Raw genomic sequence first — 13,502 nt, 5'->3', positions numbered from 1 at the left:
TCATTTCCGCCTTGAACCGGGCTTTTTCTGTTTTGGCCCACCGCGGATCGATGCGCCGACGGTCGTCCCGACCTTTTCTGCCTTGCGCTCCACCCGAAACCGCGCTCGTTCCAAGGTCGCGCTCACTTTACGGCGCTCTTCGATCTTCTCTTCAAGCCATTCGTAGAGTGGAACGAGCTTATAGCCTTGCTCGCCGACTGCTATGATTTCGCTGGCGAGCCGGTCGAGCCAAGTCTCCATCTCGTCGATCGTTGGTCCGGCGCTCATTCTATTTCCATAGACATCTTCTTCCATAGACATCTTCATTTCCGCGCCGGGCTCCGTCTTCGCCGCTTCAGACCTTTGCGGGTCAATTCGGCCACAGTCACTCCCTCCCGCTTGGCTAGGTGTTCAACTCGGGCACGCGCACGGTCCAGGGTGGCATTCATCTTGCGGCGTTCTGCGATCTGGTATTCGAGCCAGTCGAACCAAGGAACCAGCTTCCAGCCTTCGTCTCCGAGAGCGACTACCTCGATGGCGACCGTATCGAGTAAGCGCTCCATCTCCTCAAGCGAAACTTCTGGCGGGATGTCCGGTCCTATTGGCCGCTGTCGGCTACTCACACCATCCGTCCTCCGCCTTGATTTTTTTTACGCTCCACGCGCGCGCTCGCCCGATCGAGAGTGGCGTTCACCGCTCGTCGGGCGAGTATCTGGCCTTCTAGCCATTCGTAGAGATGGACTAATTTATATCCGTCTTCTCCAGCCGCGACGATTTCTTGTGCGAGCCGATCGAGCAATTTCTCCATCCTCTCAACGGGTACATCCGAGGGGACGGTAGGGCCAGGCGGGCGGGTCGTTTCCATCTTTTCCCCAGACTTTTTTCGGTATTTTGAGATTGTGAAATATTCCTTTTGGAATATAAAATGGCCGAAAACCGAATAAAGTCGGAAGCGTCTTAAGCAAATATTCCAAACGGCATGAAGTTTATCCAACGCCGAAAAAGTAAATGGTAAATTTCTATATTTTCATATTTAAGGGATCGTCTACATTGATCGCGACGAACACGAGTTGCAGCTCATGTCCGTCGCTAAACCCAAAGATCATAGGAGGATCTCGTGGATCTAACTTCCAATATCACGCGTAGAAATACTTTGAAAGGTGCTGCTACCATTTCCGCAGCGGCCGCCATTCCTACCGCCGTGGGGGCATCAGAGAGGAGTGGCTTCGAACTCGTCGCATTTCACTTGGAAGAACTCAGGAAGGCCCTTGAGGTCGCGTGCGGCGGCACGTGGTCGGCAGCGGCGACGGGATCGGAGCGGACCATTCTGCTGATGAGGGACTGAGCTAGCGACGAAAATCGTCGCGACCTAAACGGCCGCTCCGAAAGGGGCGGCCTTTTCATTGTGACGAAAAAGGAGTTTAGATGCGCTCAATTTCCCATTGAGAAGAGTCCAGCTTATGTATACTGACAACGAAACCTAAAAATAAAATTCTCTCAATAGAATTTGATATCTGCCTGTTCTCCTGGCCGCCAAAAAACTCCACAGGCTGGACTTTCAGGAAGCCATTATTGACTAATGCTTCAGCTAGTTCATCTTCAGAACGTTCATCTTCAATCGCAAAACTTGGCACTTCTGTTGCATTTAATTTGATTATGTAAAAAGCCATTTTCCGTCCCTTAGTTGAGTCAATTGTTCATTGCAACCATTCTTATTTAGGCATGTGGCGATTGCAAGTCGCAAGGGTTATTGAGGCCACTTAAACTTGATGCCGTCCAAGAATTTCTGCCGGCGCTTCATCTCAGCGCCGTCGCCATAGGCCGGCCGGCCAAATTCGTGCCCCATCAAATCGGCCTGCATCCGGTCTGAGCAATCTGCGTTCTCAATGCGGTCCTGAAAAGTGTGTCGCAAGCTGTAGACGGTGTGGCGCTCGGTTGGCCGCAAGCCGGCGCTCAGCATCACCTTATTGATCAAGGCCGAAGCCGCGTCGGCGCTGTCCGCATAGCGAGGGAAACCGTTCGGCCGCTGTTTCATCGCCCAAAGAGAGACGCCGACGAGTGGGATCTGCCGAATGCTGTATTCGGTTTTCTGAACACGGTCCTCACGCTCGGCAACCTCGATGTGTGGAACCTCGTCGTCAAGGCGGATGTCCTGCGGACGGAGATTGCATATCTCGCCGAGCCGCGCGCCCGTTTCGACCATCGTGAGCACAATCAGCTTCGCGTCGTCGTTCATTGTGTCCAGCGCCCCGGGCGCCAGGATACGATCTTGCACCCATGCGACAGGAAACGGCGGCCGCTTTCCCAATTTTGTCGCAACCGTCTCCTTCAGCCGAACCTTGTCCCACACTGTGCGGTAGTCGGTTTGGAGGGCGTCATCGATGACCGTGAGCATACCTTTGAGATCAGAGAAGCATCGATTTGCTGAATAGGCCTTGAGCTTTTCGCTCTCGATCTTCTCTAGCCACCATCCGCGCATTTTAAGCACGTCCGGGCGTTTGATAGCCCCGAGTTCCATATCGCCGCCAAGAGCTTCCCTCGCATACTCGATCGCCCGCAGTCGCGACACTTTGTGCTTTCGAAGCTGGTCCGGACTCATCCCCTTCAAGCCGGCGGCGTTGTGCTCTTCGTATTCTTTCCAAATATCTGAAATGCGGAGGGTAGGGGCGGGGGCTGTTCCTAACATCGCATCGACGACCGCTGGAGCCTTTCCGAGATTCGCATGGGCGATTTTCAGCCGTCGCTCCATTTCATCGATCGACAAATCCTGAATATCGGTGGCCGGACGGTAGACGAAGCCGAGCGATTGTGCGGCTTTCACCGCGGCTTCGTAGGAGGCGATAGAGGTCGTCCTGTCTCCACCCTGCAGAAGCGATCTCCACATTGCTTCAGTTGCCCGGTGAATTTCCTCCGCCCGCTGCAAAGCTTCCCGATGACTATCGGTCTTCAGGCTCTTCTTGACGTGGCTACGTCCGTCGAGGTGGCCCACTTCGCGAGGAACGCGACGATAATATAGCCAGGTCCCAGAGCGCTTATCCTGAACCACATATCTCGAAATATCGCGCGATTTCATGACCGGTCTTCTCCGCTGTGGTCGGAAAAGTATCGAAAATGTAGCCAATTCGACAAGTATGGGGCTGCGGAAACGGTTGCAGATTTCGGAGCCGCATCAGATAAGACATTGAAATCGAAGTAAAAAAGGGGTGCGCATTTTTGCGCACCCCTCTTCGAAACTGGCTCCCCGGGCCGGATTCGAACCGGCGACCTGTCGATTAACAGTCGAATGCTCTACCGCTGAGCTACCAGGGATCACCGCTTGGCCGCGGCGTGAGCGGGGTAATACAAATGCTTTCCCGATTTGCCAAGCAGTTTTTTCAAAAAAATGAAATCAGCTTGTATTTGCGGTGTTTGCGCCCATCTCTTGTGGATGACTAACAGGAAAAATGGGCCGAAAAAGGCCGGAGAAACGCATTTCGGGATCGATCACCGGGATGGCAAGCTGGTTCTCGGCTCGTTGCGCGTGCCTATGCCGCGCTCGCGCATCGCACGCATGACGACCGGAACACTGCTCATTTTCGGCGGCATTCTGGGCTTTTTGCCTGTTCTCGGCTTCTGGATGTTACCGCTCGGCTTCCTCGTGCTGTCCCACGAGCTACCGGTCGCACGCAGATGGCGACGCCGCGTCGCAGTCTGGTGGCATCGCCGAAAGCGCCCTGCTTGAAGCCTCCGGGGAAACAGCAAGCGGCCTGCGATGTCGGTTGTTTGCCGCCCGAATCGCGCCATGGATTCATGCGGCATTGCGCTCTCATTGTGGAGAGATGACAGCACCGTCAACGGACGCCGGAGCGGCTGTTCCTGACTCGGTGATTTCCGACAGGTAGATCGGCAGCTCGCCACTTTCCTCAAGCGCGGTCGTTGTGATCACGAGTACGCCGATCAGAAATATCAAGAGTTTTACCGCATAGGAGCTGGCGCCGAGGCTCTGCCACCAGCCGGCTTGGACACGCGACGGTTCCAGATAGTATTTATAATAAAATTCCGGATCGTCGGTTTCGATGAGGTTGTCGTAGATATGGGGCAGCACCCCGTTATGTCGCACTGATCGGCCGCCGGCAAATTTGATATGAAGCACTTGGACTTGCGGATCGTAGGATACAGCACGGATCTGCTTGGAATTCAAAGGCACCCAATTCATTTCTGCTCCTATCTCTCCCAAGAGGAGGATGGAATGACGATGATGAAAGTCAAGTTAAGAATTTGTTACTCATATTTTAGGTTAACTTCCGAAGTTTCTAATATAATTAAAGTGGAGGCGATGTCGTCACGACGGATGACGCCTCGGGGATAAATATAGGCAATAGGCTGAGGGCATGTTGATTTCGCCTATTGCACAATCCGGAGCGCAAGGAGGCCTATTCGAGCGGCTGTTGGCCTAATTATTGTTCAAGAAAGCTCGAACTTTTTGCGGGGTAGGCCTTTTATCATCAGATATGGAGGCGGCTGTCTCGCCGCCTTCCGGCGCTGGATCGACCCTTATTCCGTACGACCCGGATGTGGCCAGAGTTTGAAATTGCAGGAAATGTTTTTGGAAAGCCCTCTTGCGATTTCCTTACGATCATTCTAAACGCTCGCCACGGCTAAGTTGACAGCCTGTGAGGCCTCGTGGCGGAGTGGTGACGCAGAGGACTGCAAATCCTTGTACCCCGGTTCAATTCCGGGCGAGGCCTCCAATATCTTCTCACCATGACATAGAACTCCGGCCGCGTCATATGAGGCGTGCCAACGGCGTCGCAGTTCCACTCACCAGATACCGGGGATTTGGGTGAAATCGAATTGGGCTGGCTTGATGCCGGTGAGGGAATAAAGCGCCCGCAATCCGCCGCTGCGCAGGCCCGCCAGATAGTCGGCGTCACCCTCTGCCGTTTGGTTCCCTATCTGCACATCTGGACCGAGCAGTCGTTGCAGCGCCTGCGCCGAGATCCGTGTGAAATTGCAGATGGCGCCGTTTTTGAACTTCACAAGCAAGAGCCGCGCTTCCGGATTGTAGTGAAGCGCTTCGATATCTGGGGATTGAACGGCGAATGTTTGCATGCCGCAAACCTAGCGAAAGCCGCGGCTGGCGCAACAGTATGGTTGATATAGAGTTAATGACGCAATCGGCCGTGCCAGTTTGACCCGGCTGGGTGCCGAAAACCATTTCTTCGGCGCGCCGAGCAAGCGGCCAGGCAACTTTTACTGAGAGAATACGATCTGTTCAGGTCGATTTGCCGTCCAGCAGCCCGCAGCAGAATATGCCGACGAGCGCTGCGGCGATGAAAAAGTCGAACAGCGTGAAATATTCCAGAACGGCAGACATGGCCTGCTCCTCCTCATTTCCTCCAATCGCAATAATACCATGAAATCGCCATTTGTTCCACGCAGAAGTTGCAGCTATCGCTTTTCACCTGTTGCATGCGGCGAGGGGTTTCCGGGATTCTTCAAACGCGCCTCCGGCAAGCCTTGAAAGCATCCGTGCCGGAGATTAAGAGACGGAAGACTGAACCGCTTTCATCGGCGAGAGGATATGATGGATTTCGAAGCAGCACGCGTAAAGATGGTCGACAACCAGGTCCGCACCACGGACGTTACCTCGCATTCGGTGCTGACGGCCTTCCTCACCGTCCCGCGCGAGGCATTCGTGCCGGAGAAAGCGAAGGCGCTGGCCTATATCGACAATGATATCGAAATTGCTCCGGCGGCTGCCGGCAATCCGGGCCGTTTCCTCATGGAGGCGTCGCCGCTCGCAAAGCTGTTGCAGCTCGCCGCCATCACCAAGGATGATGCGGTGCTCGAAGTTGGCGCCGGCACCGGTTACGCGTCCGCGCTGTTGTCGCTGATCGCAGGCTCCGTCGTCGCGCTCGAATCGGATGAGACCCTTGCTGCTGAAGCCAAGGCAAATCTCGCCGGTTATGCAAATGTGCAGGTGGCAACTGGCCCGCTCGAGAAGGGCAATGCCGACGGCGCTCCTTATGATCTGATCTTCATCAACGGTTCGGTGGAGGAAGTTCCAGCGGCACTTCTTGGCCAGTTGCAGGATGGCGGCCGTCTCGTTGCCGTGCAGGGTTATGGCAATGCTGCCCGCGCGAAGGTCTTCGTCAGCGAGCGCGGCGCTGTTTCCGAAAACGTCTTCTTCAATGCTTCGGTCAAACCGCTGCCCGGTTTCGCCAAGGCTCGTGAATTCGTATTCTAAGGCGTTTCTGCCTTCGTTTTTTTGAGCGGGCGCCATAGGCGCCCGTTTTCGTTTCGGCTGTCAAAAAAGCCTTCACAGACTTCGCTTACACTTGGGTAACAAAACTGTGCACGGCTGCATTTGTTTGATTCGCGCTGATTTTTTTCCCCTTTGGGGTATTCTAAGGTCATGGTGATTCGGATGCATGCTCCACGCCGTCCGATCGTTGTTTAAGGGATAACGGGGATAGATATGGCTCAGCCAGGTGTAGTGCGTGAACCGTCCATGGAAGAGATTCTGGCCTCCATTCGCCAGATCATCGAAAGCAATGAGCCAGGCGCCGGAAAGGCGATATCCGCCTCGCTTCCCCCTGTTTACGGTGCGGAAGAGGAAAACGACTCCGAAATCCATCTGACGGTTGACGACACCTATGCTGGCGTCGAGTTTCCGGAGCCTCCAGCGCTGCGTGGCGATCCGCGTTTCGTCGCTGCAAATTCCGCCGGTACCGCTCCGGAGCCGGAAATGCCTGCTCGCGCCATGTCGCTTGCCGATGTCGCAGCCCGCGTCCGTGCCGCTTCCGAGCGCAGCGCCGTTCAGGCCGGCCAGGCTCTCCGTGACATGCCCCAGCCGTCCCGCGAACCGCAGCCGCAATTCGAGCCGCAGGCAGCCTACGAAGCGCCGCGCGCCGCTGCCGATCCGCGCCCGGTCGAGCCGGCTCCGGCTCCACGCGTTGCTCCGATTGTTCCCGTCGCCCAATATGCTGCCGAGCCTGCACCCGTCTTTGCCGAGCCGCGCCTGCCCGAGGTTCCGCAGCCTGCGCTCGTCGAGGAGTCGCCCGTGCTTCCCGCTGTCGAACTGCGCGTCGAGCCGGTAGCCTTCCAGCCCGCCGAGCTTGCGCCTGCGCGTGTCGCAGAAGAAGCGCAGCCGTCACTTCTGTCCCAGAACACCGGCCTGCAGGTTGCCCGCTCCTTCGAAGAGCTTGCCGCTGCCATCGATGGTGCCGCCGAGCGCCGCTCTCTTGATGAGATCGCCGAAGACATGCTGCGTCCGATGCTGCGCGAGTGGCTGGATGACAACCTGCCGACGCTCGTCGAACGCCTCGTGCGCGAAGAGATCGAACGCGTGGCGCGCGGCCCGCGCCGCTGATCGGATCGCTTTTTCCAGACAAGAGCCGCTCCGGTCTCCGGGGCGGCTTTTTTATTGACTTGGCCGTAGCCATCCTATTTACAAAACGCCCATCCTCGAACCTCGAATTGGTCAGAAAATGCTCGAAAAGACCTACGATTCCGCCGCCGTCGAACCGAAAATCGCTGCGAAATGGGATGAGGCCGATGCCTTTCGCGCCGGCGTCAACGCAAAGCCGGGTGCTGACAGCTTCACCATCGTCATCCCGCCGCCGAATGTCACGGGCTCGCTGCACATGGGTCATGCGCTGAACAACACGCTGCAGGACGTCATGGTGCGGTTCGAGCGCATGCGCGGCAAGGATGTTCTCTGGCAGCCGGGCATGGACCATGCCGGCATCGCCACGCAGATGGTCGTCGAGCGCAAGCTGATGGAGCAGCAGCTTCCCGGCCGCCGCGATATGGGCCGCGACGCTTTCATCGAAAAGGTCTGGGAGTGGAAGGGCGAATCGGGTGGCCTGATCTTCAACCAGCTGAAGCGCCTCGGCGCCTCCTGCGATTGGTCGCGCGAGCGCTTCACCATGGATGAGGGCCTGTCGCAGGCCGTTCTCGAAGTCTTCGTCACGCTCTACAAGGAAGGCTTGATCTATCGCGACAAGCGTCTGGTCAACTGGGATCCGAAGCTGCTGACGGCAATCTCCGACATCGAGGTCGAGCAGCACGAGATCAAGGGCAATCTCTGGTACCTGCGTTATCCGCTGGAGCCGGGCGTCACCTATCAGCATCCGGTTGCTTTCGATGAAGAGGGCAAACCGACCGAATGGGAGACCCGCGATTATCTGGTCGTCGCCACCACACGTCCGGAAACTATGCTCGGCGATACCGGCATTGCCGTCAATCCAGAGGACGATCGCTATAAGGCGATCGTCGGCAAGCATGTCATCCTGCCGATCGTTGGCCGCCGCATCCCGATCGTTGCTGACAGCTACGCCGATCCGACTGCCGGCAGCGGCGCGGTCAAGGTTACACCGGCGCATGACTTCAACGACTTCGATGTCGGCAAGCGCACGGGCCTGCGTGTCATCAACATCATGAATGTCGACGGCACGATCACCATCAGGGACAACGAGGATTTCCTCGAAGGGCTCGATCATCCGGTGGCACTGCACGGCGCCTGGGATCGCCTCGAAGGGCAGGATCGTTTCTATGCCCGCAAGGTTATCGTCGAGATCTTCGAGGAAGCCGGCCTGCTCGACAAGATCGAGCCACACAAGCACATGGTTCCGCATGGCGACCGTGGCGGCGTACCGATCGAACCGCGCCTGACCGAGCAATGGTATGTCGATGCCAAGACGCTGGCTGAGCCGGCGATCGCCTCCGTTCGCGAGGGCCGCACCAATTTCGTGCCGAAGAACTGGGAAAAGACCTATTACGAGTGGATGGAAAACATCCAGCCCTGGTGCGTTTCGCGTCAGCTCTGGTGGGGTCATCAGATCCCGGCCTGGTACGGTCCGGACGGTCAGGTCTTCGTCGAGAAGACCGAGGAAGAGGCGCTGCAGGCTGCTATCCAGCATTATCTCTCGCATGAAGGCCCGATGAAGGCTTTCGTTCAGGACAAGCTGGAAAACTTCCAGCCCGGTGAGATCCTGACGCGCGACGAAGACGTGCTCGATACATGGTTCTCTTCGGCCCTCTGGCCGTTCTCGACGCTCGGCTGGCCGGACAAGACGCCGGAGCTCGAGCGCTATTATCCGACCAGCGTTCTCGTCACCGGCTTCGATATCATCTTCTTCTGGGTCGCCCGTATGATGATGATGTCGCTGCACTTCACGAAGGATGAGGACGACAATCCGGTCGAGCCGTTCCACACCGTTTATGTCCACGCCCTGGTGCGCGACAAGAACGGTCAGAAGATGTCGAAGTCCAAGGGCAACGTCATCGATCCGCTCGAACTGATCGACGAATACGGTGCGGACGCGCTGCGCTTCACGCTGGCGATCATGGCCGCGCAGGGGCGCGATGTGAAGCTCGATCCGGCCCGCATCGCCGGCTACCGCAATTTCGGCACCAAGCTCTGGAACGCCACGCGCTTTGCGGAAATGAACGGCGTGAAGAGCGATCCGCATTTCGTGCCGGAAGCCGCCGAACTGACGATCAATCGCTGGATCCTGACGGAACTTGCCCGCACGGAACGTGACGTAACGGAAGCTCTTGAATCCTACCGCTTCAACGATGCTGCCGGTGCGCTCTATCGTTTCGTCTGGAACCAGTTCTGCGATTGGTATCTCGAGCTTCTGAAGCCGGTTTTCAGCGGCGAAGATCAGGGCGCAAAGGCCGAAGCTCAGGCCTGCAGCGCCTATGTTCTGGAGGAGATCTACAAGCTGCTGCACCCCTTCATGCCCTTCATGACCGAGGAGTTGTGGGCGCATACGGCGGGTGAGGGCGCCGAACGCGACGGTCTTCTCTGCCATGCCGAATGGCCGTCGCCCTCTTATGCCGACAACGCCGCAGCCGATGAGATCAACTGGCTGATCGACCTCGTTTCCGGCATCCGCTCGGTCCGCTCGGAAATGAACGTGCCGCCATCGGCAACCGCGCCCCTCGTCGTCGTCGGTGCCAACAGCCTGACGCGCGAACGCCTGTTCCGTCACGACGCCGCCATCAAACGCCTGGCGCGTGTAGAAGCCATTTCGCTGGCTGAAGCTGCACCGAAGGGTGCCGCTCAGATCGTCGTCGCAGAAGCGACCGCCTGCCTGCCGCTCGGCAATCTGATCGATCTTGCGGCGGAAAAGAGCCGCCTTGAAAAGGCGATTGCAAAGGCCGATGGCGAAATCGCGCGCATCGACGGCAAGCTCTCGAATGAGAAGTTCGTCGCCAATGCCAACCCGGAAGTGGTGGAAGCCGAGCGCGAACGCCACGCTGAACTGACGGGCCAGATCGAGAGCCTGAGGACCGCTCTGGCGCGAGTTAGCGAAGCGGGGTAATCGCGGTTAACGAGTATAATATTCCTGAAGGCGCGTTCCCCGTGAGCGCGCCTTTTGCGTTTTAAAAGTATGATGATTCGTGAGAAACGCGCTGTTTTGACCCTTTAGCCTGTGGATATCACCCGTTTGAGGGATGCTGAACGCGAAAACTGCCACTGTTGTCACTTAGATACAGCTCCCACTCTTCGTGGAATGAGAATCTAATCAACCCCTCAAAACTGACAGGCAGAAGAATAGAATTTTATCTATCTGATTTTTTGACGTGCCCGTCAATCAGTTACGTAAATTAGCCATAACGCAACTTCGCATCGCAGCGGAGCGCTTCGTTGCGATTTATTAAGTTCACTACCACAGTGTGATTACTTCAATTGCTTGAGTGGGGGAGACACAATGGCAGCGCGTATGTTTTCCAGGGGCGTAACATCGCTCATCGTATTTTCGGCACTGGCTTCGCCGTCCTTCGCGGGCGGTCTGGAGCGCGGTGGCTACAATATCGATCAGCTGTTCGATACCTCACCTTTCTCGTTCCAGTCGGGCATCATCTATGTCACGCCTCAACGCAAGCTAAAAGACGTACGCGACACGGATACGTCAATTGGCGGCGGCGGCAATCTGAACAACCGTCCGAGTACTGCAGACGATACCGCGAATTACACCGTTCCTTATATTGGCTTCAAGGCTGGTTTCGGCGATGCGATCGACTGCCTTGTCGACTATTCTGAGCCATTCGGCGGGCATTCCAATCCCGGTTTGAACTGGGCCGGCGCCAACAACAATATCGAGACGGAGATCAAAACCCGCAATTATGGCGGCACCTGCTCCTATCGCTTCGATGTCGGTCAGGGACAGCTTCGCTTCATCGGCGGCGCCTTCTATCAGGAAGTCGAGGGCTTCAAGGAGCGTCTGGTTTCTACGGTTCCGCTTCTGACCGGTACGGGCAATGGTATCGGTCGCCTCGATCTCGAGGACAATGGCTGGGGCTGGCGTGCCGGTCTCGCCTACGAGATCCCGGAATATGCAATGCGTGCGAGCCTCGTCTATAACAGCCGCGTCAAGTACGATAACCTGACCGGGACTGTTGATCTCCGTCAGGTTCCGGTCGTGCCGATATTCGGAGGCAAAATCACACCCGTCTACGGTTCCGCCGAAGCGCCGGATTCGCTGGAACTGAAGCTGCAGAGCGGTATCGCCCCGGATTGGCTTGCTTTCGGCTCGGTGAAGTGGACGAACTGGAGTGTACTGCAGTCCGTGCCGTTTTGCCCAACATCGACGAAGGGCTTGGTCGCCTGCACCAGCGCGACGCAACTCACCTCGCTCGACCTTCTCTATCGCGACGGCTGGACCATCACCGGTGGTGTGGGCCACAAGTTCAACGACCAATGGGCAGGCGCGGTCAGCCTGACCTGGGACCGTGGCACCAGCCAGGGCTACGGCTCTCAGACCGATAGCTGGACGCTGGGCGTCGGTGCAGCCTTCACGCCGACCGAACATATCGAGTGGCGCGTCGCTGGTGCCGTTGGCGTGCTGACAAGCGGTTCGTCTGGCGTTGTGACCGAGGACGGCGTCACGTTTGGAGATGATGTCTCCTATTCCTTTGGCAACGATCTGGTTGCCGCGCTGTCGACCAGCATAAAGGTCAAGTTTTAATTCCTGATTTGAAGAATTGAGGAGCCCGGCCCAGCCGGGCTCTTCTTTTGTTTGCCGCCGTTAATCATCCCATTTTCTCGTCCCGTTTTGTGACGATTCAGCAACACTTTTTTACGATGGTTCGCGTATGGTGTCGGCGGGGCGAATTTGTCCATTTCCCGCCACAAAGAGGGCGCAGCGATATTGGCGGGCGAGGAGATGACAAGCGTAGGGTGTGTGTAAGCAGTAGCATGGGTCGAATTTTTTCCGTTAACGCCAGACAGTGCGATAGCAGCGGCGAGAAGCCAGCGGCAGCAGCCGTTTTGCTTTCCGCTAAAGGCATTTCCGGCCGGAAATCCGCACCTTCGGCAGTGTTGCAGATTCACGTCTTTCCATCATTTTCGATCCCCCGGCATGAAGCTTCATTCTCCCGGGAAGGGCGCGATACCGGTTTGGTCACATTTGCTCTTTACGAAGACGATGAAGGCGGACGGGTGGGGACCTGGATCGCAGAGGAAGTACCGCAGGCATCACATGCGGGCCGTGCCGGAAGCCGGATGGTTTGCAAGGATGTGCTGGTTTTGAAAGAGGGGCATGGGGCTGGAAGCGACGCGGGTAAAGGGGCCTTGGAGCCCGCCGCGGGATCGCTCGCCTGGAAGGAATGCATCCGCGCGGGCAGAACGGCGAACAAGGCCGCCGCCAAGCGTCTGGGATGAACGAAAGAAACCGGTAAAGATGGTAACGTCCGAGTTCAGATTGTTCAAATTCATGCTGGTCAGCATGTCGATGGCCGTTTCCCTGGCTTTAGCCTGTCCGGTCCTGGCATTCGACATCAAGACGGGCGTTACGAAAGAATCAGGCCCCTTCGATCTCTTCAAATTCGGTTTCAAGGCGTACAAGAACGGTCAGAAGGAAGAGGCGGTCGAAGCCTATAAGTATGCCGCCGAAAAGGGCCACACCGGTTCGCGCTGGGCGCTCGCCAACATGTATGCCGACGGCGACGGCGTGGCGCAGGATGATTTCGAAGCCTTCAAGATCTATAGCGAGATCGCACAGCAGGGTGTGGAGCCCGGTTCGGAGGATACCGGCTTCTTCATCAATGCGCTGCTGTCGCTTGCCAGCTATTACAAGCACGGCATTGCCGGCAGCCCCGTGAAGATCGATCTCAATCAGGCCCGCCAGCTCTATTTCCAGGTCGCTTCCACCTTCGGCGTCCCCGAGGCGCAGTTCCAGCTTGCGCAGATGATGCTCGCAGGCGAGGGCGGCAGCGCGAGTATCAATCAGGCCAAGAAATGGCTCAATCAGGCCCGCAAGAGCGGCCACCCCGGCGCCATGTCGGTCTTCGGCAACATCCTTTTCGATGAAGGCCAGTCTGCCCGCGGTCTGGCGCTGATGACGGCGGCTCTCGACCGCTGCAAACCGAAGGATTGCAGCTGGATGCAGTCGCTGCAGGAAGATGCTTTCTCGGTCGCCAGCGAGGCGGATCGGCGCGCGGCCGTATCCCTGTCGCATTCGATTGCGACCGGCTCGGACGACTGAGCTTTCGAGCAATTCCAGCAGCAACAGTGCGCAGCGGTTGTT

13 protein-coding genes and 2 tRNA genes are annotated in these 13,502 nt (G+C 57.2%); 8 read left to right on the top strand and 7 right to left on the bottom strand.

Annotated features, from left to right (window positions below):
- From FHT87_RS22535 to FHT87_RS22515, 5 genes are all read right to left on the bottom strand, one after another.
- Complete coding sequence (locus FHT87_RS22535; protein ID WP_183804929.1) at positions 1–294, bottom strand: hypothetical protein; 294 nt, start codon at positions 292–294, stop codon at positions 1–3.
- A 304-nt stretch (positions 295–598) separates the two neighbouring features.
- A complete protein-coding gene (locus FHT87_RS22530; protein ID WP_210277891.1) occupies positions 599–778 on the bottom strand; it encodes a hypothetical protein in 180 nt (59 codons plus the stop codon).
- A 622-nt stretch (positions 779–1,400) separates the two neighbouring features.
- Positions 1,401–1,649 carry a hypothetical protein gene (locus FHT87_RS22525; protein WP_183804925.1) on the bottom strand — a complete coding sequence of 83 codons (249 nt, stop codon included), beginning with the start codon at positions 1,647–1,649 and terminating at the stop codon, positions 1,401–1,403.
- 77 nt (positions 1,650–1,726) lie between these two features.
- Positions 1,727–3,052 carry a DUF6538 domain-containing protein gene (locus tag FHT87_RS22520; RefSeq protein ID WP_183804923.1) on the bottom strand — a complete coding sequence of 442 codons (1,326 nt, stop codon included), beginning with the start codon at positions 3,050–3,052 and terminating at the stop codon, positions 1,727–1,729.
- Between the two features lie 161 nt (positions 3,053–3,213).
- Positions 3,214–3,288, bottom strand: a tRNA-Asn gene (locus tag FHT87_RS22515).
- A 118-nt stretch (positions 3,289–3,406) separates the two neighbouring features.
- Here FHT87_RS22515 and FHT87_RS22510 point away from each other — a divergent pair.
- The gene (locus tag FHT87_RS22510) at positions 3,407–3,700 is read left to right on the top strand and encodes a hypothetical protein (RefSeq protein ID WP_183729830.1); all 294 of its coding nucleotides are present in this window, start codon (positions 3,407–3,409) and stop codon (positions 3,698–3,700) included.
- Positions 3,701–3,784: 84 nt separating this feature from the next.
- Here FHT87_RS22510 and FHT87_RS22505 read toward each other — a convergent pair whose 3' ends face one another.
- Positions 3,785–4,174, bottom strand: coding sequence for a KTSC domain-containing protein (locus FHT87_RS22505; RefSeq protein ID WP_183729827.1), 390 nt, complete (start codon positions 4,172–4,174; stop codon positions 3,785–3,787).
- A gap of 461 nt (positions 4,175–4,635) precedes the next feature.
- Between FHT87_RS22505 and FHT87_RS22500 the strand changes: the two genes are divergently transcribed.
- Positions 4,636–4,709: transfer RNA gene (locus FHT87_RS22500), tRNA-Cys, on the top strand.
- Positions 4,710–4,779: 70 nt separating this feature from the next.
- Here FHT87_RS22500 and FHT87_RS22495 read toward each other — a convergent pair.
- Positions 4,780–5,004 carry a hypothetical protein gene (locus FHT87_RS22495; protein ID WP_246699653.1) on the bottom strand — a complete coding sequence of 75 codons (225 nt, stop codon included), beginning with the start codon at positions 5,002–5,004 and terminating at the stop codon, positions 4,780–4,782.
- Between the two features lie 538 nt (positions 5,005–5,542).
- Between FHT87_RS22495 and FHT87_RS22490 the strand changes: the two genes are divergently transcribed.
- The 6 genes from FHT87_RS22490 to exoR all read left to right on the top strand — a co-directional run bounded on the left by FHT87_RS22490 (position 5,543) and on the right by exoR (position 13,460).
- On the top strand, positions 5,543–6,208 hold the full coding sequence (locus FHT87_RS22490) for a protein-L-isoaspartate O-methyltransferase (protein ID WP_183729819.1): 666 nt from the start codon (positions 5,543–5,545) through the stop codon (positions 6,206–6,208).
- A gap of 231 nt (positions 6,209–6,439) precedes the next feature.
- Complete coding sequence (locus FHT87_RS22485; RefSeq protein ID WP_183729816.1) at positions 6,440–7,333, top strand: DUF2497 domain-containing protein; 894 nt, start codon at positions 6,440–6,442, stop codon at positions 7,331–7,333.
- Between the two features lie 118 nt (positions 7,334–7,451).
- Positions 7,452–10,295 carry a valine--tRNA ligase gene (locus tag FHT87_RS22480; protein WP_183729813.1) on the top strand — a complete coding sequence of 948 codons (2,844 nt, stop codon included), beginning with the start codon at positions 7,452–7,454 and terminating at the stop codon, positions 10,293–10,295.
- Positions 10,296–10,685: 390 nt separating this feature from the next.
- Positions 10,686–11,942 (top strand): OmpP1/FadL family transporter, encoded by a 1,257-nt coding sequence (locus FHT87_RS22475; protein ID WP_183729798.1) that lies wholly within the window; start codon positions 10,686–10,688, stop codon positions 11,940–11,942.
- Between the two features lie 230 nt (positions 11,943–12,172).
- Complete coding sequence (locus FHT87_RS22470; protein ID WP_246698109.1) at positions 12,173–12,637, top strand: hypothetical protein; 465 nt, start codon at positions 12,173–12,175, stop codon at positions 12,635–12,637.
- 19 nt (positions 12,638–12,656) lie between these two features.
- Positions 12,657–13,460, top strand: a complete 804-nt coding sequence (exoR, locus tag FHT87_RS22465) for an exopolysaccharide production regulator ExoR (RefSeq protein ID WP_183729795.1) — start codon at positions 12,657–12,659, stop codon at positions 13,458–13,460.
- Positions 13,461–13,502: the final 42 nt, after the last annotated feature.

It is taken from the genome of Rhizobium sp. BK316 (assembly GCF_014193695.1).
Taxonomy (GTDB): Bacteria; Pseudomonadota; Alphaproteobacteria; order Rhizobiales; family Rhizobiaceae; genus Rhizobium.
This window is presented reverse-complemented; position numbering and strand designations above follow the sequence as displayed.

Coding starts and splice junctions, on each gene's coding strand:
- FHT87_RS22510 (WP_183729830.1), top strand. CDS start 3,407: ATGACTAACAGGAAAAATGGGCCGAAAAAGGCCGGAGAAACGCATTTC.
- FHT87_RS22520 (WP_183804923.1), bottom strand. CDS start 3,052: ATGAAATCGCGCGATATTTCGAGATATGTGGTTCAGGATAAGCGCTCT.
- FHT87_RS22480 (WP_183729813.1), top strand. CDS start 7,452: ATGCTCGAAAAGACCTACGATTCCGCCGCCGTCGAACCGAAAATCGCT.
- exoR (WP_183729795.1), top strand. CDS start 12,657: ATGGTAACGTCCGAGTTCAGATTGTTCAAATTCATGCTGGTCAGCATG.
- FHT87_RS22525 (WP_183804925.1), bottom strand. CDS start 1,649: ATGGCTTTTTACATAATCAAATTAAATGCAACAGAAGTGCCAAGTTTT.
- FHT87_RS22485 (WP_183729816.1), top strand. CDS start 6,440: ATGGCTCAGCCAGGTGTAGTGCGTGAACCGTCCATGGAAGAGATTCTG.
- FHT87_RS22535 (WP_183804929.1), bottom strand. CDS start 294: ATGGAAGAAGATGTCTATGGAAATAGAATGAGCGCCGGACCAACGATC.
- FHT87_RS22470 (WP_246698109.1), top strand. CDS start 12,173: ATGGGTCGAATTTTTTCCGTTAACGCCAGACAGTGCGATAGCAGCGGC.
- FHT87_RS22490 (WP_183729819.1), top strand. CDS start 5,543: ATGATGGATTTCGAAGCAGCACGCGTAAAGATGGTCGACAACCAGGTC.
- FHT87_RS22505 (WP_183729827.1), bottom strand. CDS start 4,174: ATGAATTGGGTGCCTTTGAATTCCAAGCAGATCCGTGCTGTATCCTAC.
- FHT87_RS22475 (WP_183729798.1), top strand. CDS start 10,686: ATGGCAGCGCGTATGTTTTCCAGGGGCGTAACATCGCTCATCGTATTT.